Here is a 25,258-nt window from a genome sequence, read left to right as displayed (position 1 = left end):
CTTTCTTAACGCTTGGAACTGGTACGGACAGGCCGCTTTCCATGACTGCGAGTATGACAGCATGGGTCACCAGGATCCTTGACAACCACCGGAAATACGTGGTGGGGCACAGGTATAACATGCGCCTGATTGATAATTTCAATCGGATGAACAACAGGCACCACCTGTGGGTAAAATTGATGATTTACAAATTGGATCGGCGGGCACACAACCGGGTCGTAATGGCAATGACTCATAATGTGCAACTCCTTTCGGTGAATTAGTACAGCATATTAAGAAGGCGTATGCTGTGCTTGGATGTTTACCCCCTAATACATTTATCCCTTATAAAATAGGCTTTCGTTCCACAATGACCGAATGATCAAGAATTTCGCCCAACATACGACATAGCTTGCGCAGACCTGATTTAAGTGTTTCCTTGTCCGCATACGAAAAAGAAATACGGATATGATTACTATCCATACCACCTGCATAGCACACCGCACCAGGCAAAAAGGAAATGCCTTCACGGTCAGCTACCCGCTCCAATTCTGGAATATCCACCATAGAGGGAAGTTTAATCCATAGATTGAGACCACCTTCAGGAGCATACCAGGCAACCTCTGGCGGAGCATAGCGCTGGAGCGTATTCAATGCGACAGTTAGACGATCACGAATTTGTTCTCGCAATGAAACAAAATGCTGATCAAGTCGATTTCTGATAAAGGGTAGCAGTGCTTTTTGCGTTAATAGAGGGCTTCCCAAATCCGTAGTTGACTTGGCAGCCACTAAACGATCCATTACGCTCCCAGTTGCCGCTACACAAGCTATACGGCAACCGGGAGCAACAGTTTTACTGAAGCTTTTGATATAGACAACATGCCCGGATTGATCATGCGCCTTGATAGAAAGCGGTGGTTTTGCTTTGTAATACAGGTCGGAAAATGGATCATCCTCAACAATGAGACAGTGATAACTTTGAGCCAGATCTAGTAATTGTGTGCGTCTGGCCATCGTCAAAGTTACACCGGTAGGATTATGAAAGGTAGGTATCGTATAGATCAATTTTGGGGGATGGGTATCACAGAGACGTGTCAAAATATCAATCCGCATCCCCTGCTCGTCCATCGGAATCATAATTACTTTGGCACCACGACTAGTGAACACATCAATGGCCCCAGTATAGGTAGGAGCTTCCATGTAGACCACATCTCCCGGGCCAACAAACGTACGCGCCACTAGGTCAATCCCCTGTTGAGCTCCGCTGGTCACAAGCAGTTGCTCTGCCACTGTAGGTATACCACGTTCACTCAAGTGGTCTGCAAACACTTCTCTTAGTTCTAAATCACCTTCAAAAGTCCCATATGCAGCCATTACATCGGAATGTTCAGAGGATAAACGTTGAGTATCTGCGATGATTTCGCGCGTGGGAAGAAGCTCCGGTTGTATTGCGGCTATATGAAAAGAATAGGTAGCCTTTCGGCTATGATTAAAGTTTCTCCATAACTGCGCGCGCGGCAAATAATCGATGAGCGACATCTGCCAAGACAAATCCTGCGTCCGCTCACGATAAATCGGTACTGAAGCTTCCGCCACATAGCAACCTTTTCCCTGTGTACACGTAACCAGATTCATGGACTCCAGCTCGGCATACGCTTTGCTTACAGTTACAGGACTCACCGCAAGCAGACTGGACAGATGACGGATAGAGGGAAGCTTGGTACCTTGAGGTAGGAGCCCTGACTGAATGCGATCCGCTAATGTTTTGGTAATCTGTAAATATAATTTGACACTGCTGTTGCGGCTGAGATCAATATGCATCGGAACCCTTCCCTCCAAAAATCAACTGTTACATTTAGACGTTTACTGTTATACTTCATTATCGATATAATACAACAAATTTCTTAGCACAGTATAGAACACAGGAGATGATTGGATTGGAATACAAATTTTCGGGTATGGCTCGTACTCAGGGCTCGTCCATGGTAAGGGACATTTTGAAGCTGACACAGGGAACAGATGTATTATCTCTCGCAGGTGGCCTTCCGGCCGATGCCTTCTTTCCCGTCGAAGCGGTTGCTAAAGCCTATGAGCGGGTATTCCGCCTCGGCGGTACTACCGCACTTCAATACGGCCTAACCGAGGGATACATTCCTCTACGGGAACGTCTGGCAGCAATCATGTCATCCCAAGGCATCTCCGTCACCAGAGATAACATCCTCATGACAACAGGCTCGCAGCAGACCATTGATCTAGTTTCACGTGTGTTGCTTGATCCGCAGGATACTGTATTGGTGGAGTCCCCTACTTATTTGGCAGCTCTTCAGGTATTCAATTCCTATGGCGCTAACATTGTAAGTGTAAATACAGACGCTAACGGTATGCAATTAGATGATCTTGAGGCCAAAATCAAACTGCATCAGCCAAAATTTGTGTATGTCATCCCTACCTTCTCCAACCCAGCAGGAAGTGTATGGAGTATGGAACGCAGAACAGGTGTTGTTGAGCTATGCCGTAAATACGGAACTTTAATTTTTGAAGACGATCCTTACGGGCGACTCAAATTTGATGAGAACCTTAACTTCCCATCCCTATTTTCTATTGATCAACAGCTAGGTGGCGACGGTCATGTAATGTACACTTCTACATTCTCTAAAACTGTCGCTCCAGGTGTTCGCTCTGGATGGTTGGTGGCCGATCAAGCGATCGTCGTTAAGACCGCGAATGCCAAACAATCTGCTGATTTGCACTCCAGCAGTATTGACCAGCGTGCTTTGAATGAACTGTTGGACTTCTTTGATTTGGAGGGACATATACGTACCGTGTCCGCTGAGTATCACACTCGTATGCTGCGTCTTACATCGTTAATGAAAGAACGCCAATGGGAAGGAATCACTTGGAATGATGCACTTGGTGGCATGTTTATGTGGGTTACCTTACCTGAAGGCTTCCGTTCTGAGCAGTTGCTGCAACTCGCGATTCAGGAAGGAGTCGCATTTGTGCCTGGACAAGTTTTCTATGCTGACCTGAGCGGCAGCAACCATATGCGAATCAACTTCACGCATACCGATCCAAGCCTGCTTCCAAAAGCAGTTGACCGATTGGATCGGGCGTTGAAGATGTATATGGAGGAAAATGTAGTAAGAAACGCGCGTTAATAGAGTGCTGATTGCAAGTCTCATCCTCGCACGTTTATACGACACAGGATTTGTAAGTCAAAAAAACAGAATGAAGCCTCCAGTGCTATGCTGGGGGCTTCATTCTATAAATGTACGGATTTTGCGCAATCCGGCTGTGCATTAAAAAGGGTGCTTCATCATTCCCACAGGAATATGACGCACCCTTTTTAATGCAATAAATACATTTGGATTAAAGATTTCTCATGCAAACAGGTCATTAATAAAATAGATTCATACATTTTAAGGTGTTGCAGTGGGGAAAGTTTTCCGTAAGCCGGGTTCTGTGCTATTCGTGGTACAGACGGGAACTACCCTCCCACTAAAAGCGACAATCATCTATCTAGGCCGAACATTGCTATCCAGCTCCAGCGACCAACCTAGACACACCTCGGGCTAAGGCTGCTTCGCGAAGAAGCTGTGTCCCTTTAGGTCTTGCTCCAGATGGGGTTTACCAGGAACGAAGTCACCAGCGTTCCTCGGGGTCTCTTACACCTCGGTTCCATCCTTGCCTGTGCCGCAAGCGGCCATCGGCGGTCCATTTCTGTGGCACTATCCTTCAACTCGCGCTGACTGGACGTTATCCAGCATCCTGCCCTATGGAGCCCGGACTTTCCTCTCGTGGCTTACGCCACCAGCGATTGTCTGTTAAACTTTCCGAACAACATTACATAGTATACAGGGAACGCGTGCATGATACAACCCTGAAAATATTGTAAATTATAGAGCACTCTTTTTACTTGCTCAAATAAAACGGATGTACCTTTCTCTGTAATGAATCATCTGCCACGTAATAAGCAGACCTTCCCACGTATAACGGAATTGAAAGCTTACTAAAATCAGGAACGTCCTCATCTAGGAATAGTTCATCATCCCGGTAGGTCTGCTGTATTTCGCCGACAATCCAGTCATGATCTCCGTAAGTATGAATATCCACTACTTTACACTCATAAGCGAGATACGCTTCCAGCAATATAGGCACATCCACTGAAATTCCGTCTTCATATGCAATCCCAAACTGCTGAAACTTATCTACATCTCTACCACTAAAGGTACCTACAGCCTGAATCCATTCCGATCTGTGCGCAGGCAGAAACTGAACACCAAAGCCTCCGCTTTTCTTAATCAGTCCGTAAGAATACGTTTCCTTCCTCAATGAAATGCCATACATGCCCGGTGATGATCCGATATATGTATGCCAGCCTGAGGCCATTACATTATTTACTCCCTCATAACGGGAAGTAACAATTGCAACCATGCCTGGATAGGCATGAATCGCAGAATCGGCTATCATCGTTCGCATACAACCTCTCCCTACGAAAAAATGTAATAGTACGCCTTTATTTTCTCATAGATGTGAAGGTTTTACAAAAATTGAAAAGGATCGGTGTCTACTTCAGATACATATACTTCCGTTGAGTATCGACCTTCTGCCAAGCGTTTGCGCATCCATTCTGCGGTTTTAGGCTTCATAATCTTTTCTGCGTTATGTCCAGGGTCAATAATAGCAATGCCGGCCATCAGGGCATCGTGAGCCGTGTGATAGTCGATATCCCCCGTCACTAATACGTCAGCGCCTTTAAAAAGCGACTTATTTACATAGCGACTGCCAGAGCCTCCAAGCACGGCTGCTTTTTTGATCCTACGGTCCAAGTCACCCACCACACGTACATGCTCAACGTTGAGACCGTTTTTCACAACATCTACAAACTCCCGCAACGTGCGGGCTTCCTTGAGCTTGCCCACTCGTCCCAATCCAAAGGTACGGCCTTTCAAATCCATAGAGTAAAGGTCATAAGCCACCTCTTCATAAGGATGAGCCTTCAGCATCGCTTGGACAACTTTATTGCGTACACCCTGCGGTACAATAGTCTCAATACGAACCTCTTCACTACGTTCCATTTTACCTGGCTCACCCAAAAACGGCTGTGTGCCTTTACCCGGTACAAAAGTTCCATAACCATCGATGTTAAAGCTGCAATGGCTGTAGTTACCGATATGTCCAGCTCCCGCATTCAGTACGGCATCCAGTACACGTTGATGATGTGTTTTGGGTACGAAAACAACAAGCTTAAATAATTGCTCGGTGTGAACATCCTCCAGCGTACCTTCACTTTGAATACCCAGTGCTTCTGCCATCCAATCATTCATGCCATCCTCTGCCGTATCCAGATTCGTATGACTGATGTAGACAGCAATATCATTCTTGATCAGCTTTTCATACAATCTGCCTGCAGGCTGGTCCGTGTTCAAAGCTTTAAGTGGGCGGAATATAATCGCATGATGCGCAATAATGAGATCAGCTTTTATGCGGATCGCCTCTTCAACAACCTCATCATTGACATCCAGGGCTACTAATATGCTTTTGATTTCCTTTTGCAGGCTACCCAGTTGAAGACCAATTTTATCGTCTGGAACTGCCAAGTATTTCGGAGCCAGCTGCTCCATATAGCTAATTACTGTCTGTCCTTTGGCAAACATGCAAGTACCTCCTTCAGCTGTTCAATTTGCTTGCGCAATTGCTCCTGCTTATGCTGCGCGGATGCCTGATCTGACCGTGCCACTTGCGCCAGCACATCCTGAAGCTTGCGAATCTCCAATTGCCATTTAGAAAAAAAGATTTCATTGGGTGCTTTGACCAATAACGGTCCGAGTAGTATCAACAAATCCTCTGTCAGCACCAGCGAACTACCAGGAAGTTCCCATGGCCGATACAGCTCGTCCTGTTTCAGTGCGCTTTCGGAAGCAGGTACTGCTGTCAGAACTTCATATATTTTACCGTCTTCTTCCATAATATGTTCGTTTATTAATACCCATTGATGCTTGATTAGCCAGCGTCGTAAAATATCCTCGCCTACGTTGGGCTGTAAAACAAGCTGTTTCACTGAAACAAGCTTGTCTTTCCCTTGCTCCAAAATGGAAGCGATCAAGGCACCACCCATGCCCGCTATCGTAATAACATCTACCTCATTGACCTTAACTACAGCCAAGCCATCCCCTTTTCTAACCGCAATGCGATCTGTAAGGCCTGCTTCAGCCACCTGCTTTTGAGCCGCACGCAATGGTCCATCGTTGACCTCACCCGCTACGGCTTGTGATACTCTGCCAGAGCGCACTGCAGCCACAGGGAGTAATCCGTGATCCGAGCCAATATCAGCCAGTCTGCTACCGGCAGGAATTTGTTCCAAAATATATTGTAATCGCTGAGAAAGTTTCATGACGTCACCCACGTAATCCATTTTTTTCGAGTCCAAAATAAAATCCCTACGACAAAAGCCAACTTCAGTATGCTAAAAAACATCACTTCGCCTGCTGCTTGATGGCGCAGGACGACCGTGTCTGCTTCCGCCATAAACACAAGGGTCAGTCCTATAGTAAAATAAACCAACGCGAGACGGGGAAAGCGGCGATGTACCCACCAGCTTAATCCAATCAACAATACTGCGTGTAAAATCCAAAATACCTCAAGCATCACTAAAGTAGCTGTAGGCCAATAGCGGCCTATAAGCACCGCATACACTAAAAGCAGCCCAGCAAGACCACAGTAATGAAGCAAGCTGATGCGCAAAGTTAATCCTACGAGACACCATATCAAACCGCACAGGCCCACCAGCACTAGAAACCAAACCTTAGCTTCACCCTGATGAAGCTGAATGATCCATACACCTGAACCCAGCATAATTGCACTGCCTAAAGTGCTCAACATTGCACTCATACTCTTTTCGGAAGACCGCCAAACCGCGGCCATTCCATAGCAAATGGCAGTAACTGCACTTGCCGAGCATATTTGCATTGCCAACGGAAAAGCGGTAAAATAAAAACCGATCAAACAAATGCAGGAAATAATGACAAAACCAAGAAGCCAGGCGATCCCATGCCCGTGTCTAAGATATGTAAGCAGCCCAGTGTTGTTACGGTTCTGGCTTTGTGCCGGATTTTCATCGTCCCGATACAGGTTGGATAGAAAATCGCAATATTGCTCAGGGAGCAGTCGACTCTGCCGCCAATGCTCAATTTCATGTAACAGTATTGTCCGTTTTTTCTCCTGGTCCAAGCTTCTTCCCCTCCACCAAGGCTGCCATGAGATAAAAAAAGACCTTCTGCGCGCTTCAAGCCGCAGAAGGTCCGCAATGTTACGCTTCTATTCGAGGAAATCCTTCAGTCGCTTACTGCGGCTTGGATGGCGCAACTTACGCAGCGCTTTGGCCTCAATCTGACGAATACGTTCACGTGTAACACCGAACACTTTACCCACTTCTTCAAGAGTTCTGGTTCTTCCGTCGTCCAAACCAAAACGGAGACGCAAAACATTCTCTTCCCGTTCGGTCAACGTATCCAGTACATCCTCGAGTTGTTCCTTCAGAAGCTCATAGGCAGCTGCGTCTGCAGGCGCCAATGCTTCCTGATCCTCAATGAAATCCCCCAGATGTGAGTCATCCTCTTCACCAATTGGTGTTTCCAATGAAACCGGTTCTTGGGCAATTTTCATGATTTCCCGTACTTTTTCCACGCTTAGCTCCATCTCGGCAGCCACTTCTTCCGGCGTAGGTTCGCGCCCCAGCTCTTGCAACAGTTGACGCGATACGCGAATTAGCTTGTTGATCGTTTCCACCATATGCACCGGAATACGGATCGTTCTAGCCTGATCGGCAATTGCGCGTGTAATCGCCTGACGAATCCACCAGGTTGCGTACGTACTGAATTTAAAGCCTTTTTCGTAATCAAATTTTTCTACTGCCTTAATCAAACCCATATTACCTTCTTGAATTAGATCCAGGAAAAGCATGCCACGACCAACATAACGTTTGGCAATACTTACAACCAGACGCAAGTTTGCTTCAGCCAACCGACGCTTAGCTTCTTCATCGCCGTTATTGATCCGTTTGGCAAGCTCCACCTCATCATCAGCAGAAAGCAGCGGTACACGACCGATTTCCTTCAAGTACATCCGGACTGGGTCATTAATTTTAATACCGGGAGGCAGGCTCAGATCGTCATCGAAATTAAAATCATCCCCGTCATTGTTTTCCGGGTCGTCATTTTGACGCAATCTGGTAACTTCTTCGTCGTTGTCATTTACAACCTCAATCCCCAAGTCACCCAGCTGCTCATAAAACTCATCCATTTGCTCGGGGTCCTGATCAAACGGCGACAGTTTTTCCATGATATCTTTGTAGTTCAGAGAGGAACTTTTTTTACCCAACTCAATCAGTTGATCTTTGACCTGATCCAGTGTTAATTCCGTCTCCAGTTCAGTATGCTGATCATTCGCCATCTTTCGACTCCCTCCTCCTAGAAACATCCGACCTCTGTGTGTTCATTGTCTCTCTAGGGCTATAATCTCACTTGCAATTTGTGCTGCACGCAAAAAATCACCTAAGCGCTCAGCGGTTCTCATTTCTTCCCTTTTCAAATCCAGTTGCTCCTGCAATGGAAATTTTCGCACTTGACGAATATAATCATCCAAAATGTGCGGTGCCCATACGCCTGGAGCATCCATCATCATGATCGAACTTACGTTCTTCTCCAGTCGGTCGTCTTGCAAAGATGAAATAAAACGGCTTGTATCCGGTAACTTCCCTTGCGCGTAATAGGCATATAGATAAGCAGCAATTGCTGCATGATCCTCAATATTAAAGGCGTCCCCCAGATGCTTCTCTACATACTCTGCAGCTTCTAAATCCTGCATCATCCAGTGAAGCAGCCTACGTTCAGCCACATGGTAAGCCGGCAACAGATTAGGCGTAGAAACCTGCCCTTTTTTATGCCTACCATTATTCCACCCATTTTCGTTATTATCCCCAAAGTTCTGTTTTTTTTGCAGGGTTTGGCGGAGTAAATTGCATTCTTGCTTTAAGGTTTCAAAATCAACCTTGACTTCGGCTGAAACTTCGCGCAGATACACTTCCCGCTCAGTCGGGGATGACAGAGGTGCAATGACATTTAATGCTTCGCGGGAATACGCGATTCTTCCTTCTTCCTCTTGCAGTATATGGTTTTTTTTCAGATATATAAGCTTAAATTTCACCGTTGAAACAGCACTTTCGATAATTTGGCGTTGAAATCGTTCGGCGCCGTATTGCCGGATAAAATCATCCGGGTCCATACCGTCGCTGACTATCGCTACTTTCACGTGAAGTCCCGCATTTTCCAACAGTGGAAAATTTTTAAGCGCTGCCGCTTGTCCTGCCCGGTCACCATCATAACAAATAATAACCTCGTCGCACAGTCCCTTTAACATCGTAGCATGATGCTCCGTTAGAGCTGTCCCCATGGCGGCCACTCCATTTTGTACGCCAGCTTCCCATGCCGAGATCACATCGCCATAACCTTCAAAAAGAACACTTTGACGAAGCTTGCGAATTGAGGTTTTAGCATGATGGAGATTGTACAGCGTTCGGCTTTTGTTAAATAGCTTGGTCTCCGGTGAGTTCAAATACTTCGGCTGCCCCTCGCCAAGTATACGGCCCGCAAAGGCAATAACTTTTCCGTTTCGATTCCAAATGGGAAACATGATACGATCTCTGAATCGATCTACATATCCGTCACCCTCATGTCGGGGAGAAATAAGCCCTCCCTTCTCCATCTCGACAGGATCAAAAGAACGCTTCTCTAGAAACTGAACGATCGTATCCCATCGGTTGGGTGCATAGCCAATTTGGAATTGGTCAATGATCTTGTCACTGAATCCCCGTGAACGCAAATATTCCATGGCTGGTTTGCCGTGCTCCGTATTTTTAAGCAAAAAATGGTACATCTTAGATGTTAGTTCATACGCTTGCAACAGCCTGTCCAACTCAGGATGCTGATGCGATGAATCACGTCCCTGCCATTCGCCGAGCGGAATATGACTTTCTTCTGCCATTGTCCTGACAGCTTCGGGAAAGGATAGTCCTTCGATTTCCATCATGAACTTGATGGCATTGCCTCCCGCGCCGCAGCCGTAGCAGTAAAAAATCTGACGATCCGGTGTCACGGTGAATGAAGGGGTTTTTTCGGAATGAAAAGGACAGAGGCCTTTCATATATTTCCCCTGTTTGGTCAAATGCACGTACTTGCTTACCGTATCTACAATATCATGATGTTGTAAAACTGACTCGATGATATCGTCCGGTATGTTACCTTGTCCGGCACTCATATTAACCACCTTCATCTCTTTAGCACGTAAATATAATTCGATACCGTTATTCATTCTCCTGCAAGCGAAGTAAAAGTTTTGTCAGTTTATGTTGAAAAACTTCACGATCCTCTAATGTAAACGGTTTAGGACCTTTTCCATAACGTCCTTTTTTCCGTTCTTTGGCAGAAGTGTGGCGTCGGTCCAGCATGAAGTCTATCGAATCGTTTCGATACATCGTTCCGCGAAAAGACATCACTTCACACCCTTTTGCCAAGGCAAGTGCAGCAAGACCATAGTCGTTGGTTGTTACAATATCTCCGCGGCGGATATGATTGGCAATATAGAGATCGGCACTCTGGTCGCTTCGGTCTACTTTAACAACGCTTACGCCTTTGCTGCCCTGAATGAGATGATCATATGAAGATACCATAATAACGTCAATATGAAAACGGGAAGCTGTCTCTGCTATTTCACTTTTAACCGGACAAGCGTCCCCGTCAACAACGATCCGTATATCCGGGAAATTTCCGGACCCTCCCATGAACATCCCCCATCTCGCATCCGCATTCGAGTAAAATACGGAACGGCTGCAAGATCACTCTTACACCGTTCCGTATATTTATACCCATTTTTTCAAGTTGTTCATACTACCACAACCGACGTTTAAACTACAAGCTTGGAAAAATCAGCAAAACGCTTCAATTCTGAGTCAATAGCAGCCAGCAATGCCAAACGATTATTACGTACAGCATCATCCTCAGCCATAACCATAACGGAATCAAAGAACGCCGTCACCGCAGGAGTAATGGATGAAGCAAGCGTCAATGCTTGTGTCGCATCACCTTCCTGTAAAGCTGTACAATAAGACTCATAGGCGCCATACCATGCTTCATATAGGTTTTTCTCGCCCTGTTCCGTAAATTCACCCGTATTCACTGACTTATGAACTGCTTTAGCAGCCAAATTACCTACGCGATTAAAAGACTCGACTGTTGCCTTGAAGGCATCCCCTGTTTGTACAGCAGTCATTAACGCAGCTCCGCGGTTAACAACGGAAGCAACATCGTCATATCCAGCTGAAAGCACAGCATCCACAACGTCATAACGAAGTGTCTCGGACAATAGTTTCTTCACGCGTAATCCGAAAAACTCATGTAATTCTTTACGTATTTCATCTGCAGAACGTTTCATATTTCCAAAGTTGCTGTGCACATCAAGCGCGATATTGAACACATCAGACAACGTAGCCGAAAGCTTACGATCTAACAGGATCTGCACGATACCCGCTGCCTGGCGACGAAGCGCGTAAGGGTCCTGTGAACCTGTCGGAATAATGCCGATGGAGAAGCAGCCTGTAATGGTATCTATCTTGTCTGCGATACTTACAATCGCTCCAGCGTTCGTTGAAGGAACCGTTTCACCTGCGAATCGCGGCTGGTAATGCTCAAACACCGCTCTTGCCACTTCTTCCTTCTCTCCAGCCTTACGAGCATAATCTTCGCCCATAACCCCTTGCAGTTCCGGAAATTCATAGACCATTTGTGTTACAAGGTCAAATTTACAAATATCTGCTGCTCGGCTAACCGATTCCTGTGTATCTTGGGAAACACGTAGCTTCTCTGCCAGAGCATCGGCAATGCGGCGAATCCGGCGCACTTTGTCTCCAACCGTTCCGAGCTCTTCGTGGAAAACGATGCTTTCCAGCTTGGAGAGTGCATCCTTAATTTCCAGCTTCTGATCTTCTTCATAGAAGAATTTGGCATCAGACAGCCGCGCACGCAATACTTTTTCGTTTCCTTTTGCAATGACTTCCAGTGATTGACTGCCACCATTACGTACCGTAACAAAGTATGGCAGCAGCTTTCCTGTGCGATCCAGCACTGGGAAATAGCGTTGATGTTCACGCATGGAAGTAATCAATACATCCTTCGGAATGTTCAGGAACGCAGGGTCAAAGCCTCCGAACAGCACTGTTGGAGTTTCCACCAGATACAGCACTTCTTCCAGCAAATCGTCCTTGACCGCAATCGTCCAGTCTTTTTCGGCTGCAAGTGCTTCAATCTGCTTCACAATAAGCGATTGACGTTCCTCAATGTCCACAATGACATGCTGCTTGTGAAGTACTTCGACATAGTCCGCCGGGCTTTCTACAATGGCCTCCTGTCCAAGGAAACGATGTCCTCTTGTCACATTCCCTGACTGTACGCCAGCAATCTCCAAATTAACAATATCGTTGCCAAACAAGGCTACCAACCAGCGGATTGGACGAACAAATTTAAAGTCATAACTCGCCCAGCGCATAAATTTAGGGAATGTCATGGCATGTAAAATGTGTAGTAAACCTTCAGACAGCACATCTGCCGTCGGTACACCTATGCAGCTCTTGGTCGCGTAAATATATTCCACGCCTCCAAGCTCTTTGAACGTGAACTGTTCAGGATCAACACCTTGGCTACGGGCAAAGCCTAGAGCAGCCTTACTCCAGTTACCGGCTTCATCAAGTGCGATTTTGCGGGAAGGTCCTTTAACTTCTTCGTTAATATCTTCCTGCTTCTCCGCTACTTCCTTAACAAGTACTGCCAAACGACGAGGTGTAGCATAAGCCTCTACAGCACTGTAAGCAATACGCGAGCTGTCGAGCCACGCTGTCATACGTTCCTTCAACTGCTGAATCGCATTCGGGATAAAACGTGCAGGAACTTCTTCCAATCCGATTTCAAATAATAAATCCTTAGACATTTGCCGCACCTCCTTTCTTCAACAGCGGGAAGCCCAGCTTCTCGCGCTCCTCTAGATAGGTCGCAGCGACCTGGCGCGCCAAATTGCGTACTCGTATAATAAAGCCAGTCCGTTCCGTTACACTGATTGCTCCGCGAGCGTCCAGCAAGTTGAACGTGTGAGAACATTTCAGCACATAATCATAGGCTGGGAATACAAGATGCTGCGCCATCGCTTTATTCGCCTCTTCTTCATACATATTAAAAAGAGTAAATAGCATTTTGACATCAGATACTTCAAACGTATACTTGGAATGTTCGAATTCTGGTTGATGGAAAACATCACCGTACGAGATTCCAGTGACCCATTCCAAATCGAACACATTTTCCTTGTCCTGGATGTAGGAAGCAAGACGCTCCATACCGTAGGTAATTTCAACCGCAACCGGACTGGCATCAATACCACCCACTTGCTGGAAGTAGGTGAATTGGGTAATTTCCATACCGTCCAGCCATACTTCCCAACCTAACCCCCAGGCTCCCAGCGTCGGTGCTTCCCAGTTGTCTTCCACGAAACGAATATCATGCTCCAGTGGGTTAATCCCCAAACGGTTCAAACTCTCCAAATACAATTCCTGAATATTATCAGGTGAAGGCTTCAAAACCACTTGAAACTGATGATGCTGATACAGGCGGTTCGGGTTCTCACCATAACGTCCGTCAGACGGACGGCGAGAAGGCTCAACGTAAGCTACGTTCCACGGCTCAGGTCCAATTGAACGTAAATACGTCATCGGGTTCATCGTACCTGCCCCTTTTTCCGTATCATAAGGCTGTACAATAATACAGTTGTGTTCAGACCAAAATTGTTGCAGCGTTAAAATCATCTGCTGAAAATTCATGGGCACACGCTTCCTTTCCAATTCCCTAAAATGTTGGTGATTTCTAAACATTAAGCTCATATGTACAGGGCTAATTTATCCCATAAGCCTTGCTAGAGACAGCAAAAAGCCCCCGCCTCTACGCCTGTACAGACGTAGGGACGAGAGCTGACTCCCGCGGTTCCACCCTACTTGATTGCGATCCTACATCACCAGTCAGATCGTAATCCTCTTTTCCGTGTCCATTCAGACGCTCCAGAGTGCCATGTTCACGAACAATTCCCACTGGGCTTACACCGTCCCCAACTCGCTAACTACAGAGAATACGTCTCGTTACTTTCTCGTTCAATGCATCTGCTCCCAAAGGAGATATATAGTAGGATATTACACGTTTTCAGGGATACAGTCAAGAGAACACCGTATTTCACATATCGTACTTATCAAGCTGATCCAGGAAATTACGGGATTTCAGCTTAACCTCCAACTGCATATCCATGAACTGACGCATGACATGTTTGATCTCCAGCTTGGTGGAGTCCTTCACGTCGATATTGCCGAGTCGATTTAGATCCATTTGGGCGAACAAGCGCAGCAGCTTCAACGTACGTGGAGCAACACTCAACGCAGCTGGATCAAAATGCTTGTAGCCCCGACACAAAACCCCACCTAACCTCGGACTGATAAACATATCCTCATCAGCACATTGTTGACCGCTTGAAATACAAGCATCAAGCTGAGGTGCATATCCGGCCGCCTGCAATATTTTAAATTCATAAATACTCATGACGATCAGCGGATCTTTGCCACTCTCCAATGCCTCCAAACAGGCTTTGAGCTGCTTAAACCAAAATGCACCTGTTTCCTCATCCTGTAATACCCGATCAAGCAGTTCACAAGCATAGGAAGCGTAAGCAGCCTTTGTAATATCCTCGCGCAGTGTATGGTGGGATTGGATAATTTCACCGGCATTCAGTGTGCCTAAGCCTGTGTTACGAAAAAAAACAAATTCACCGTACGTAAACGGCTGCGTTAAAGCAGCATGACGGCTTTTGGATTTTTTCGCGCCTCTGACCAGCACACCTACTTTGCCTCCGCTTTCGGTGCAAAGCGTAATAATTTTGTTCCCCTCACCGTAATCCATGCTGCGGATGACGATTCCTTCCATCCTGTAAAGCATGCTTCTTCCCCCAAACATTCGCGAAGAAGCCAGTGGTTCGCTCTATTCACGGGCTTCTTCATGCTCGTCCGACTCTCCTTCATCCGTGTCTTGCTCCCTTGTCACGGCGCTCTCCCTGTATAACAGATACGCACCGACATCTCCAGTCATCGCAAAATACTTCCACGAAAAATCTCGCATTCGTATTCATCCTTTCTTCGGAAATGACGTCTGCATCTCAAAAATAGGATGATGCGAAGAGGGAAGAAGTATGCGATGAAATTAATGGATTACGTTGAAAAAGGCTACTGTGTACGGTCTGGTCACCGCTTCGCGAATGATTTGATCTTACGATCGCTGTTACCCCTGAATTTATTTTATCCAATGAGAAAAGGAGTAAATCAGGAGTAAAGGCGAACGCTGACGCTTCTTCAGATTCAAATTCTTCGCTCCGCTACAACGTGCATACAGTTACAATAGCTCTTTTAAAAAGCACTCCTTATTTCATCGCTGGAAGAAAGGGTAAGAGCAAGAAGTTAAGCGCCGCTTATGCGCGGCGCTTGGGATGATTAGAAGACTGATACTTATCTCCGTCGTAGAGATCGGTACGGCTTTTTTATGATACTTACAACAACTATACATATTATTTAACATCAATTTTAGCCTCAATAAACCTTTGACGACCAAAGTGATGGTAGAATCGATATCTGCTTTTAAGCGTCGCGATGGAAGCCCAGATCACGAAGGACACGTTCCTGGTTACGCCAGTCTTTTTTGACTTTAACCCAAAGTTCCAAGAAAATTTTGGAGCCTAGCAAATTTTGGATATCCTGGCGAGCTTGTTTGCCCACCTCTTTGAGCATGGCTCCCTGTTTGCCGATAATGATCCCCTTCTGGGAATCACGCTCTACAAAAATAACCGCCATAATATGCACTACACCATTATCCTGTACTTTCATGTCTTCAATCATAACCGCAATAGAATGGGGTACTTCCTCACGTGTCATGTGCAAAATCTTTTCCCGAACCAGCTCGGCAATGACAAACTGCTCTGGATGGTCGGTAATTTGGTCATCAGGATAATATTGCGGACCTTCTGGCAAGTATTTTTGAATCTGGTCCAACAGAGTGTTTACATTATTGCCCATTTTGGCCGAGATCGGCACAATTTCCGCAAAGTCATACAACTTGCGATACTGCTCAATCAGGGGCAACAATGCCTCCGGCTCAATGCGGTCAATTTTATTCAACACCAATATAACTGGTGTTTTGACTTGTTTAAGCTGTTCCGCAATAAAACGGTCGCCTCCGCCCAAACCTTCAGCAGCGTCAATCAGAAAAAGTACCGCTTCTACCTCACCCAATGTATTAAAAGCGGTCTGATTCATATAATCGCCCAGTTTTGACTGGCGCTTGTGAATCCCCGGTGTATCCAAAAATACAATTTGTGTGTCCTCTGTGGTGTATACACCGTGAATTTTATTCCGTGTCGTTTGGGGTTTGTCTGACATGATGGCAATCTTCTGCCCAATGACATGGTTCATCAATGTTGATTTTCCGACATTGGGTCTGCCAACAATTGCGACAAAGCCGGATTTAAACTGTTTCTTAGCCATTTTTTTTATTTCCTCCAGCGCGATTAAGCACCTAATTTTTATTTTTGTTTTTTTCATTAAAGCAGCTGACTCATTAACGTCAACAAAGGTCTATAAAATACAAATATGCCAATAATTACAGCAAAAACCGCTGCCAGGAGCACGGCTCCGGCGGCGGTGTCTTTAGCCGCTTTGGCCAGCGGATGAATATCAGGTGAGATTAGATCCACCGCTGCTTCAACAGCGGTGTTGATCAGTTCGGCTACCATGACTATGGCAATGGCCATGCACACGAATAACCAGTCGAGCCGGGAGATGCGCAGAGTTAACCCTGCCACAATGACAAGGAGCGCCACGACCGCATGTATCCGCATATTTACTTGCGTACGCAGAGCGTATACCACGCCTTCTGCGGCATAGCGAAAGGTCATTCTCCAAGGCTGACGTCTCATTACCGTGTCAACCCCACTTGAGCCAGCACAGCTTCCTGCTTACCCATCATTTCCGCTTCACTTGCATCGTCTTGATGATCATAGCCTAACAGATGCAGAAAACCGTGAACAAACAAAAAACCGATTTCACGCTCAATCGAATGTCCATATTCTTCGCTTTGAGCTTGGGCTGTCTGTACAGAAATAATAATATCTCCTAGAACATCCGGTACATCGTTTAAAGGATTTTCTTCCGTCGGTTCGTAAATTATTTCAAGCTCTTCATCTAGTGTTTCCTTCATAGCAAAAGACAACACATCAGTAGGACGATCAATTCCGCGATAATCCCTGTTCAACTCATGTATTTGATCATCATTCACGAAAGTAAGGGCAACCTCACCGTCCATAACCCCTTCCGCTTTGCCAGCCTCCTCTAATAAGGTGTTCAGCAGCGTGATCAACGATTCGTTAATTACCATATCGTTTTGTTCATTATTCCAAGCTAATTGAAGGCCCATGCCAACCGCTCCTTTTAATTCTAATGCTTTAGCTGTGCTTCATGCACAAGTAATATTAAGCTTTTCCACTTTCGGGCTTAGGTCTTTCCTCTGGATATTCAATACGGGAATGAAAAATTCCCATTACTGTTTCCTTGAGCGTTTGGGCCACGATATCAAGCTCCCTCATGGTCAGTTCACAGTCGTTAAACTGGTGATCATCAAGACGGCTCTTAATAATTTTTTCAATCATGGATTCTACCTGCTCCACCGTAGGTTTTCGCAAGGATCGAACTGCTGCTTCCACACTATCAGCAATTCCTACTACAGCAGCCTCTTTCGACTGAGCCTTCGGTCCCGGATAACGGAAATCATCCTCTGTGAAGTCAGGCTCCACCCCCCGTTCTTCCGCCTCACGCAATGCCTTGTGGTAAAAATAGTGCAGAAATGTCGTTCCGTGGTGTTGTTCGGCTATATCACGAATCGGCTTGGGTAGCTTGTAATCCAATTGCATTTCCACACCATCACGGGCATGGGCTATAATGATGGATTTACTAAGCTTGGGCTCTATTGTATCATGCGGATTTTCCATCCCATTTTGATTTTCAATGAAGTATGAAGGCCTTTTGGTTTTACCAATGTCATGATAATACGAACCAACCCGGCACAACAACCCATTTGCTCCTATAGCCTCCGCTGCGGCCTCCGACAGATTACCTACCATTACACTATGATGATATGTTCCGGGAGTCTCGGTAAGTAGCTTGCGAAGCAATGGATGATTAGGATTTGACAATTCGACAAGCTTCAGTGCCGACAAGATGCCAAAGGTGGATTCAAAAAATGGCATTAGCCCTATAACAAGGATCGCTGTAACCAGACCACCTGCAAAAGCAAAGGCTACCCCATAGAGTGTCGTTGTTTGAGTCCAGTTCCCTTGGTCAATCAGCGCCAAAGAAAAAACAGCCAGAGCCCCGAACAGGCATACCATAATAGATCCCTTGAACAGCGTTGAACGCTGGCTGGCCCGGTGGGTAGAAAAAATCGACGCCAGACAGACCACAAGGGCAAAAAAACCAAAATTAAAATCAAAAATTTGTCCCTGACGAACATTCAAAATAACACTTGCCAATATACTGAATATAACGGCACATACGAATGCCAGCGACATATCAAGCAACAACGTTACAAGCATAGCTCCAAGTGCGATAGGTGCCAGATAGCCGAGGTAGGATCGTTCACTAGTCTGCAGTATAGAAATTAACATCATAGCTCCCACTGTAATCACAAAGATTAACACCAGCATGAGCAACTGTGCATTATTATACTTGAAGTTTCGTGTTCGTGATTGAAATTGACGAATATACATAAACAGACCCAATGCCAGCATCATAGACAGCAACAGCAGGCCAAATTGTGGCCAATAGTTGATTTTATCCTTGAGCAGCTCATTCTCATCAAGCAGTGTATAGATTTCCTGGGTAATAATCTCACCCTTTTTAACAAGTACTTCACCCTGTTTAATGTAAACTGTAGGTGTATCTTCACGAGCCTGTACTTTAGCGTCCTTCGTAGCTGTATCATCATAAAACTTGTTGGCTGTAATCACAAGCCTTGCAAGTTCCTGAACAACCTCCCGGGAGGTACGTTTAGTAAGAGAGCTTGTACTCACCCGTTCAGCTACCTTGGCTCGAGCCGTCTGGGCATCCGTAATTTGATCATTCATCAATCCTGTTACAATCTCACGGGCTACGGGCCGCATTTCGGCAATATCCTCAGATGTAAGTCGCGGAATTTTGATGTATGTCTCCTCTGGGATTCGGTACGTTTGCTCTTTCGTTTTTTCCAGCACCTCATCCAGCAATTTATCTGGGTAGGCATCCGCATTACGGCTGTTGTTCACAAAATTTTGCACGAATTCCCGTGCACGTTGAGGAATCTCATCCTTATAAATCGAAATCTTATCTGCTCTGGAGACCTGATCATCCTGATTGAGCCGTTCAATTCGATCCAAAATACCGGTAATCAGGTTATCGTTGCGGATCGGTACAATGGTATACATGGGCTGCACGCGCTCAGCAGATTCCTCTTGGGCCTTCAAAGTCGCCTTACTGTTAGGAAGCTGCATTGGAGCGACAATTTCCTTTTCACTCGGTTGATTCACCCGGATGTCATAGCGTTCGGGAAGCAGCTTGGACGCAAAACCCACATAAAAAAGAACCACCAAAAATAAAAACAGAAGATAGCGTGTCGCCACGCTATACTTCCATCCATTCATTCTATGCTGGAACGTTTTTCCTTTAGATAATTCCTTCGAGGTCATCTAAAACAATCCCTCTCCATCATCTTTTTCAAGGCAGCTATGCTGCTCATTTTGTTCGTTTTCTGATCATACCCACTATACTCGTGCTCAAGGGCTTATGCTTGATTTTCAGCAACACGGTCATAAGCGACGATGATTTTTTGAACCAGGGAATGACGGACAACATCCTCTTCCGCAAACTGGACAAAGCCTATTTCCTCAATCCCTTTTAAAATCGCATTTGCTTCAATTAGACCGGATTTTTTGCCACGAGGTAAATCAATTTGTGTAACATCGCCGGTAATAACCATTTTGGAACCGAAGCCAAGTCGAGTCAAAAACATTTTCATTTGTTCTGGTGTGGTATTTTGGGCTTCATCCAAAATAATAAATGAGTCATCCAGCGTACGACCCCGCATATAAGCCAGTGGCGCAATTTCTATCAACCCGCGCTCCAACGCTTTTGCCGTCTGCTCAGGACCCATCACATCATATAGGGCATCATACAACGGGCGTAAATACGGATCAACCTTTTCCTGTAAATCCCCGGGCAAAAAGCCCAAGTTTTCACCAGCTTCTACCGCAGGACGGGTCAGTACAATACGCTTGACTGAACCTTCCTTTAGAGCAGCTACGGCCAGCACTACAGCCAGATAGGTTTTACCAGTACCCGCTGGGCCAATCCCAAATACAATATCGCGTTTTTTAATCGTGGTTACATAGTGCTTCTGTCCAATCGTTTTGACACGAATCGGTTTGCCCCGAAACGTTGTCGTAATTTCTCCCTTGAACAAATCAAGCAACTGATCGGCGCGCAGATCTTTTGCCAGCTCAATCGCATAATGGACATCCCTTTCGGTCAGTATATACCCATTACGAATTAACTGGAGCAAAACATCGAACAATTGTTCGAGCACTTCCACTTCGTGAGCATCTCCAAAAACATTAATTTCCGCCTCACGAGATGCTATTTTTGCAGGAATAGCTGCTTCGATCAATTTTAAAAAGGAATCCTGCGGGCCGAATAACGCCTGACCTTCTCCCGCACTGTTCAATGCAATTTGTATGCTGCGTTGTTGTTCTGCCAAATAGCCTCATTCTCCTTGGTTATGAACTAACGGAAGTTCTTCCGCAATATCCTGTTCCACTTCAAAAAGTACTTTCATATAAACTTTACCATTCTCTCTCTTCTCATGCAAAATTTTTTGGCTCATTATTTTCGTTCCTTTGCCGTATTTAGCTAAAATATCCGCGCGTGCGCCTTCTATTCCTGACATTTTGGCTTCTGTTTCCGTTAACTTCTGCTCTTGTATCTTGGTCTCCCTCACACTTTCATTCATCCAACCCATCGGAAGTTTGTAAGAACGCCATGTTAGCGGATCATGTTCAACGGTCGTTTTATGTGTAGAATAAGGTATTTTCCCATATCCCCACAATTGTATCGCACGGTTGCCTAGCACCAGATACAAGCGATCGTGGCTATTCCCCGTATATGTGCTGCTGCGTCGTACCATGGGACTACTAATTTCATATTCATGCCACACAAGCCCCTTAATCTCTCCTTTGGCTACGACCTGTTGCTGATTCTCCTCATCTCCAAGCGTTCCTGAAATGAGAATAGCTCCTTTTTTGACCCGTGTATTTTTATGCACAACAGGACGTCCCTGCTCGGCAAAAATTTCAGTGACTACCGCGTCCGCCTTACTGATGAGATGACGTGGACTGTAGAGCGGCGGGGGAGTAGGCTGTGAAGCTTCAACGACCTGAATTGTCACCAAGGTTCCCTGCCTTTCCACACCGATCCAGGATGCCTCTGGAAGCTTCTGCATGAGTGCGCGCGAAAGCTTGTCCTGGCTGGAAAGGCGAAAACTCCATTGAAACGGATAAAGCCCCTCCTGTCGGGCTGCTTTGAGAACAGCTTCCGTTGGGAGCTTGTCATTCCCCTTCACTTCAATGTCCCAGATGAGCGATGACATCAGCAGGAGTCCTATCCAGAACAAGGCCAGTCCTGCGAGAAAAAATTTACGTTTGGCGAGTCGTACAGCAGTAAAAGGAAGTCCTTGACGTTTGAGAACATGCATTTTGCAGCCTGTCCTTCTCAAAAGCGGACGCAACAGGAAGACGTGCGGCAGCAGAAGGTTCATTTCTGCAAGTCTAGTACCCATCGGCCGCACGTTCCAAACAGGTATATGGTGATCAGTGAGTAAATTAATGAAAGCTTCCACACTTTCGCCCTCGACAGCTAGGGTAACCGTGCCACGCAGCTTTGCTAAAGCGGGATGTTTCACGAGCCTTCCTCCGTTCCTTCCAATTGAATATCCGTAATATGTCCCTCTACACTTACCTGGTCTGGCAGGATAGACGTAATGATTAGATCATGGCCTGACACTCTTAGCCTGCCTTGCGCAAGTGCAAGTACGAGCTGGTCTGGTGTAAAATCCACCACACCCCGGTGATTTTCTACATAAAGCTGGCGGCTGCCGATGAGGGTTAACCGCGGCAGATCAAATAGAATATCCTGCGGAAGCTCCAACGTCTCGCTGGCCCACTTTCGCAGTTTGCGGCTCATCCGGCTCATACGGCGAAATCTCCTTTCCTGTCATCAGAACAACTGTTATCCAACGGCTAATAGTTGTTTTGATGGCAGCTATGCTGCTTTTTTTATAATCTTCTGTTATTACCACTAGCACTCCATCGTTGTTACGACAGCAGCTATGCTGCTTTTTTAATCGCTTGTTATGACTATTCGGTTTATCCTATGTCTCGATCATCACTGGACACTGTTACACCAGCGTCACAGATATCTGTACTGTACATTTTATGATCCAGTCATCGCATTTATGAGGCTAAACTTACAATTCGTAGCAACTGCAATATTAAAGAGGAAAAAGACCATGCTTTATAAAAATTCACATAAAAAAAGACAACCTCGTTTTCATATCAAAACAAGGCTGTCTTTTTAGTTTCACAGTATGAAATGGTTAGTTTTCGGAATCCTGATTCAAAAGAGAGTTTTTTCGGGAGTATAAAAAGTAAATAACCATACCAATAACAAGCCAAATGATAAAACGAATAAACGTTTGACCATTCAGATTAAGAATAAGAACCCCACATGAAATGATAGCCAGAATAGGAATAAATGGAACCCCAGGACATCGGAAGGCTCTTGGCAAATCAGGTTGTGTTTTTCTCATCACTATGACAGCGACTGAAATCAGAATAAATGCTGATAAGGTTCCAATGTTCACCAAGCTTGCTAACTCATCCAGCGGGATCAACCCACCCATTAATGCAGATAAAGTACCAAAAAACAACGTGTTAATATAGGGTGTTTTATATTTGGAATGAACCTTTGACAATACTTTAGGTACTAAGCCATCACGTGACATCGCAAACATAATACGGGTTTGACCATATAACATTACCAGCATGACCGTTGTCATCCCCAAGATGGCTCCGATATCCACAATACCCGCCACCCAATTCTGACCGGCAACCTGCAAAACTAATGACACCGGATGGGAGATACCTTCAAATTGCATAAACGGCACAATACCTGTCATAATCGCGCTAACGATCACATACAAAAGCGTACAAATAGCAAGCGAGAAAATAATGCCACGTGGTAAATCACGAGCTGGATTTTTGGTTTCTTCAGCAGCTGATGAAACAGCATCAAAGCCAATGAAAGCAAAAAACACAAGGGCTGCGGCTCCAAACACCCCACTGAACCCAAACGGCATAAATGGTGTCCAGTTGTCTGGCTTCACATATTTAACAGCAACAATAATAAACAATAAAACGACAACAATTTTTACAATAACCATGATGTTGTTAATTCGTTTGGATTCTTTTATTCCAAAATAAAGCAAGAATGTGATAGCCATCAAAATTAAAAAAGCTGGAAGGTTAAAATAAGTAGTTTGGTCTTTTAAAGCTCCTGGCGCAGCAGTGAATTCAACCGGGATATGAAGACCAATTCCTTTCAAAAAGGATACAAAATAACCCGACCAACCTGCTGAAACAGCGCTGGCAGCCAACATATATTCCAAAATTAAATCCCATCCGATAATAAAAGCCAATAGCTCTCCCATCGTAGCATATGTAAAAGTGTAAACAGAACCGGATACTGGAACGGTGGAAGCAAACTCAGCATAAGCCAATGCTGCGAACAAACAAGCGAGCCCCGCAATCACAAAAGACATTACCAAACCCGGACCAGCCGTAACTGCTCCCGTACCTGTCAAAACAAAAATTCCCGTTCCGATAATGGCTCCAATCCCAAGCATTGTTAAATCAAACGCACCCAATTCCCTTTTAAGTGCTTTTTCCCCACGTGTAGCAGCGATCAGTTGATCAATGTTCTTCTTTCTGAACAAGCTATTCCCCATCCATCCCATCCTCCTAAACATAAATTTTTACTTTTTGTATAACCCTGTGACATCACCTCGATATAAATCAAATTTTAGCTAAATATGGGGTAAATTTTCATAAGTTCTATCGTTGAGAACATTATATATAAAAAAGAAAAAATGAAAACGACTTTTGGAAGGCTTCGTTCATATTGTTACATTTGATCATTTTTTACATAAGTATTTTCACAAATGAGATTCTAAATTAGACAAAATGCCGTCTTTTTAGATGACAGTAAATGTGAGAAAAATGTAGCATATATAAGATCATCACATTCGTTGTTAGGTAATTTGAGCATTTGTCGTTAGGTCTTTTTTTATTCTAGCAAGTTTATGTATTGCTAAAAACATCGCAAAAAAAAGATCCGCCACAGCCAAAGCCGTGACGGATCACTATCATTTTAACGTCTTCCTCCACCCATGTAACGCTTGGAACGCGGAGGGCCTAATATCTCTGCCCAAATTACACCTCTGCGTAGGTCAGCTGCATTCACGGTACCCCGTTCTTGAGAAGTTTGCTCTAGCCCATCTGTAATTTCCTCCGAATCACTCGCATTGGATATACGATCGAGTCGGGCTAAAACCATCCTTCGCTCTTCTTCCATAATACGAATCCGATCCTCTAAAGTCGTACCGTTATCTAATGAATCTTGGTCCATCTGTTCTTCCTTTTTCAGCCCGTCTCCCACTTCTTCTATAGGACGAGCTTCCATCTCCGCCCGTCGCTCATTAGGAAATTGACGTTGCAGCTCTCCAGTAACATCTTGCTGACGTCTCTCTATCTCAGGTTCCGTTGTGAAAGGTCTGGACGACGTCGAGGACCCGCGCGAACCATGATCACCACCAAAGGTAGGCATACCTTGCCGCGGGGAAGATTTCCGATCTCCACCTTGAATGCTTTTCCCCAAAAAGGACACCAGTGCAAAGCCAATCACGATCAAGATATACAAATGGTCAAAGATCCAGCTGATAAAATTCATTACTCACCGCCT

At 45.3% G+C, this 25,258-nt stretch carries 24 protein-coding genes and 1 other RNA gene; 1 reads left to right on the top strand and 24 read right to left on the bottom strand.

Going from position 1 to position 25,258, the window contains the following annotated elements; genetic code table 11:
- Positions 1-5: 5 nt before the first annotated feature.
- Positions 6-236: a hypothetical protein gene (locus MMB75_RS02400; RefSeq protein WP_013372124.1), complete on the bottom strand. Its 231-nt coding sequence runs from the start codon at positions 234-236 to the stop codon at positions 6-8.
- Positions 237-324: 88 nt separating this feature from the next.
- Positions 325-1,800 (bottom strand): MocR-like pyridoxine biosynthesis transcription factor PdxR, encoded by a 1,476-nt coding sequence (gene pdxR / locus MMB75_RS02395; protein WP_045244387.1) that lies wholly within the window; start codon positions 1,798-1,800, stop codon positions 325-327.
- 116 nt (positions 1,801-1,916) lie between these two features.
- Here pdxR and MMB75_RS02390 point away from each other — a divergent pair, with 116 nt between their 5' ends.
- Entirely contained in the window at positions 1,917-3,137 is a 1,221-nt protein-coding gene (locus MMB75_RS02390) for an aminotransferase-like domain-containing protein (RefSeq protein ID WP_019688045.1), read from the top strand.
- A 276-nt stretch (positions 3,138-3,413) separates the two neighbouring features.
- Here MMB75_RS02390 and rnpB read toward each other — a convergent pair.
- The 22 genes from rnpB to MMB75_RS02280 all read right to left on the bottom strand — a co-directional run bounded on the left by rnpB (position 3,414) and on the right by MMB75_RS02280 (position 25,246).
- Positions 3,414-3,812, bottom strand: an RNA gene (gene rnpB / locus MMB75_RS02385) — RNase P RNA component class A.
- Between the two features lie 79 nt (positions 3,813-3,891).
- The gene (locus MMB75_RS02380) at positions 3,892-4,458 is read right to left on the bottom strand and encodes a flavin reductase family protein (RefSeq protein ID WP_016821575.1); all 567 of its coding nucleotides are present in this window, start codon (positions 4,456-4,458) and stop codon (positions 3,892-3,894) included.
- A 62-nt stretch (positions 4,459-4,520) separates the two neighbouring features.
- Positions 4,521-5,636: a Nif3-like dinuclear metal center hexameric protein gene (locus tag MMB75_RS02375; protein ID WP_025365353.1), complete on the bottom strand. Its 1,116-nt coding sequence runs from the start codon at positions 5,634-5,636 to the stop codon at positions 4,521-4,523.
- The gene (locus MMB75_RS02370) at positions 5,612-6,373 is read right to left on the bottom strand and encodes a tRNA (adenine(22)-N(1))-methyltransferase (protein ID WP_025365354.1); all 762 of its coding nucleotides are present in this window, start codon (positions 6,371-6,373) and stop codon (positions 5,612-5,614) included. Before MMB75_RS02370 ends, MMB75_RS02375 begins: the two co-directional genes overlap by 25 nt.
- Positions 6,370-7,209, bottom strand: a complete 840-nt coding sequence (locus MMB75_RS02365) for a hypothetical protein (protein ID WP_016821578.1) — start codon at positions 7,207-7,209, stop codon at positions 6,370-6,372. The genes MMB75_RS02370 and MMB75_RS02365 overlap by 4 nt, the downstream gene beginning before the upstream one ends.
- 87 nt (positions 7,210-7,296) lie before the next feature.
- A complete protein-coding gene (rpoD, locus tag MMB75_RS02360) occupies positions 7,297-8,430 on the bottom strand; it encodes an RNA polymerase sigma factor RpoD (protein WP_007431230.1) in 1,134 nt (377 codons plus the stop codon).
- Positions 8,431-8,472: 42 nt separating this feature from the next.
- Complete coding sequence (gene dnaG / locus MMB75_RS02355; RefSeq protein WP_173426142.1) at positions 8,473-10,347, bottom strand: DNA primase; 1,875 nt, start codon at positions 10,345-10,347, stop codon at positions 8,473-8,475.
- Positions 10,340-10,816, bottom strand: a complete 477-nt coding sequence (locus tag MMB75_RS02350) for a YaiI/YqxD family protein (RefSeq protein ID WP_017428153.1) — start codon at positions 10,814-10,816, stop codon at positions 10,340-10,342. Before MMB75_RS02350 ends, dnaG begins: the two co-directional genes overlap by 8 nt.
- Positions 10,817-10,938: 122 nt before the next feature.
- On the bottom strand, positions 10,939-13,014 hold the full coding sequence (gene glyS, locus MMB75_RS02345; RefSeq protein WP_277506885.1) for a glycine--tRNA ligase subunit beta: 2,076 nt from the start codon (positions 13,012-13,014) through the stop codon (positions 10,939-10,941).
- Positions 13,007-13,894 (bottom strand): glycine--tRNA ligase subunit alpha, encoded by an 888-nt coding sequence (glyQ, locus tag MMB75_RS02340; protein WP_039276142.1) that lies wholly within the window; start codon positions 13,892-13,894, stop codon positions 13,007-13,009. The genes glyS and glyQ overlap by 8 nt, the downstream gene beginning before the upstream one ends.
- A gap of 118 nt (positions 13,895-14,012) precedes the next feature.
- Positions 14,013-14,159 carry a hypothetical protein gene (locus MMB75_RS02335; RefSeq protein WP_155399770.1) on the bottom strand — a complete coding sequence of 49 codons (147 nt, stop codon included), beginning with the start codon at positions 14,157-14,159 and terminating at the stop codon, positions 14,013-14,015.
- A gap of 138 nt (positions 14,160-14,297) precedes the next feature.
- Positions 14,298-15,050, bottom strand: a complete 753-nt coding sequence (gene recO, locus MMB75_RS02330) for a DNA repair protein RecO (protein ID WP_016821583.1) — start codon at positions 15,048-15,050, stop codon at positions 14,298-14,300.
- A 42-nt stretch (positions 15,051-15,092) separates the two neighbouring features.
- Positions 15,093-15,230 carry a YqzL family protein gene (locus tag MMB75_RS02325; protein WP_013372137.1) on the bottom strand — a complete coding sequence of 46 codons (138 nt, stop codon included), beginning with the start codon at positions 15,228-15,230 and terminating at the stop codon, positions 15,093-15,095.
- Positions 15,231-15,742: 512 nt separating this feature from the next.
- Entirely contained in the window at positions 15,743-16,645 is a 903-nt protein-coding gene (gene era / locus MMB75_RS02320; protein ID WP_016821584.1) for a GTPase Era, read from the bottom strand.
- A gap of 56 nt (positions 16,646-16,701) precedes the next feature.
- Positions 16,702-17,076 carry a diacylglycerol kinase family protein gene (locus MMB75_RS02315; RefSeq protein ID WP_016821585.1) on the bottom strand — a complete coding sequence of 125 codons (375 nt, stop codon included), beginning with the start codon at positions 17,074-17,076 and terminating at the stop codon, positions 16,702-16,704.
- The gene (gene ybeY / locus MMB75_RS02310; RefSeq protein ID WP_016821586.1) at positions 17,076-17,573 is read right to left on the bottom strand and encodes an rRNA maturation RNase YbeY; all 498 of its coding nucleotides are present in this window, start codon (positions 17,571-17,573) and stop codon (positions 17,076-17,078) included. The genes MMB75_RS02315 and ybeY overlap by 1 nt, the downstream gene beginning before the upstream one ends.
- 55 nt (positions 17,574-17,628) lie before the next feature.
- Positions 17,629-19,875, bottom strand: coding sequence for an HD family phosphohydrolase (locus MMB75_RS02305; RefSeq protein WP_031461798.1), 2,247 nt, complete (start codon positions 19,873-19,875; stop codon positions 17,629-17,631).
- Positions 19,876-19,970: 95 nt separating this feature from the next.
- The gene (locus MMB75_RS02300; protein ID WP_016821588.1) at positions 19,971-20,942 is read right to left on the bottom strand and encodes a PhoH family protein; all 972 of its coding nucleotides are present in this window, start codon (positions 20,940-20,942) and stop codon (positions 19,971-19,973) included.
- 6 nt (positions 20,943-20,948) lie between these two features.
- Positions 20,949-22,142 (bottom strand): sporulation protein YqfD, encoded by a 1,194-nt coding sequence (gene yqfD, locus MMB75_RS02295; RefSeq protein ID WP_017428158.1) that lies wholly within the window; start codon positions 22,140-22,142, stop codon positions 20,949-20,951.
- Positions 22,139-22,432 (bottom strand): sporulation protein YqfC, encoded by a 294-nt coding sequence (yqfC, locus tag MMB75_RS02290; RefSeq protein WP_016821590.1) that lies wholly within the window; start codon positions 22,430-22,432, stop codon positions 22,139-22,141. The genes yqfD and yqfC overlap by 4 nt, the downstream gene beginning before the upstream one ends.
- Before the next feature lie 403 nt (positions 22,433-22,835).
- Positions 22,836-24,245 (bottom strand): branched-chain amino acid transporter BcaP, encoded by a 1,410-nt coding sequence (gene bcaP, locus MMB75_RS02285; protein ID WP_017428159.1) that lies wholly within the window; start codon positions 24,243-24,245, stop codon positions 22,836-22,838.
- A 422-nt stretch (positions 24,246-24,667) separates the two neighbouring features.
- Complete coding sequence (locus tag MMB75_RS02280; protein ID WP_031461799.1) at positions 24,668-25,246, bottom strand: hypothetical protein; 579 nt, start codon at positions 25,244-25,246, stop codon at positions 24,668-24,670.
- Positions 25,247-25,258: the final 12 nt, after the last annotated feature.

Origin of the sequence: Paenibacillus sp. P2(2022), from assembly GCF_029522175.1 — a bacterium.
GTDB classification, from domain to species: Bacteria; Bacillota; Bacilli; order Paenibacillales; family Paenibacillaceae; genus Paenibacillus; species Paenibacillus polymyxa.
This window is presented reverse-complemented; position numbering and strand designations above follow the sequence as displayed.

What these genes read in the sequence shown, in the direction of transcription:
- MMB75_RS02400 (WP_013372124.1), bottom strand. Translation starts at nt 236, where the DNA reads ATGAGTCATTGCCATTACGACCCGGTTGTGTGCCCGCCGATCCAATTT.
- pdxR (WP_045244387.1), bottom strand. Translation starts at nt 1,800, where the DNA reads ATGCATATTGATCTCAGCCGCAACAGCAGTGTCAAATTATATTTACAG.
- MMB75_RS02380 (WP_016821575.1), bottom strand. Translation starts at nt 4,458, where the DNA reads ATGCGAACGATGATAGCCGATTCTGCGATTCATGCCTATCCAGGCATG.
- MMB75_RS02375 (WP_025365353.1), bottom strand. Translation starts at nt 5,636, where the DNA reads ATGTTTGCCAAAGGACAGACAGTAATTAGCTATATGGAGCAGCTGGCT.
- MMB75_RS02370 (WP_025365354.1), bottom strand. Translation starts at nt 6,373, where the DNA reads ATGAAACTTTCTCAGCGATTACAATATATTTTGGAACAAATTCCTGCC.
- rpoD (WP_007431230.1), bottom strand. Translation starts at nt 8,430, where the DNA reads ATGGCGAATGATCAGCATACTGAACTGGAGACGGAATTAACACTGGAT.
- dnaG (WP_173426142.1), bottom strand. Translation starts at nt 10,347, where the DNA reads ATGAATAACGGTATCGAATTATATTTACGTGCTAAAGAGATGAAGGTG.
- MMB75_RS02350 (WP_017428153.1), bottom strand. Translation starts at nt 10,816, where the DNA reads ATGGGAGGGTCCGGAAATTTCCCGGATATACGGATCGTTGTTGACGGG.
- glyS (WP_277506885.1), bottom strand. Translation starts at nt 13,014, where the DNA reads ATGTCTAAGGATTTATTATTTGAAATCGGATTGGAAGAAGTTCCTGCA.
- glyQ (WP_039276142.1), bottom strand. Translation starts at nt 13,894, where the DNA reads ATGAATTTTCAGCAGATGATTTTAACGCTGCAACAATTTTGGTCTGAA.
- recO (WP_016821583.1), bottom strand. Translation starts at nt 15,050, where the DNA reads ATGCTTTACAGGATGGAAGGAATCGTCATCCGCAGCATGGATTACGGT.
- MMB75_RS02325 (WP_013372137.1), bottom strand. Translation starts at nt 15,230, where the DNA reads ATGCGAGATTTTTCGTGGAAGTATTTTGCGATGACTGGAGATGTCGGT.
- era (WP_016821584.1), bottom strand. Translation starts at nt 16,645, where the DNA reads ATGGCTAAGAAACAGTTTAAATCCGGCTTTGTCGCAATTGTTGGCAGA.
- MMB75_RS02315 (WP_016821585.1), bottom strand. Translation starts at nt 17,076, where the DNA reads ATGAGACGTCAGCCTTGGAGAATGACCTTTCGCTATGCCGCAGAAGGC.
- ybeY (WP_016821586.1), bottom strand. Translation starts at nt 17,573, where the DNA reads ATGGGCCTTCAATTAGCTTGGAATAATGAACAAAACGATATGGTAATT.
- MMB75_RS02305 (WP_031461798.1), bottom strand. Translation starts at nt 19,875, where the DNA reads ATGACCTCGAAGGAATTATCTAAAGGAAAAACGTTCCAGCATAGAATG.
- yqfC (WP_016821590.1), bottom strand. Translation starts at nt 22,432, where the DNA reads ATGAGCCGGATGAGCCGCAAACTGCGAAAGTGGGCCAGCGAGACGTTG.
- bcaP (WP_017428159.1), bottom strand. Translation starts at nt 24,245, where the DNA reads ATGGGGAATAGCTTGTTCAGAAAGAAGAACATTGATCAACTGATCGCT.
- MMB75_RS02280 (WP_031461799.1), bottom strand. Translation starts at nt 25,246, where the DNA reads ATGAATTTTATCAGCTGGATCTTTGACCATTTGTATATCTTGATCGTG.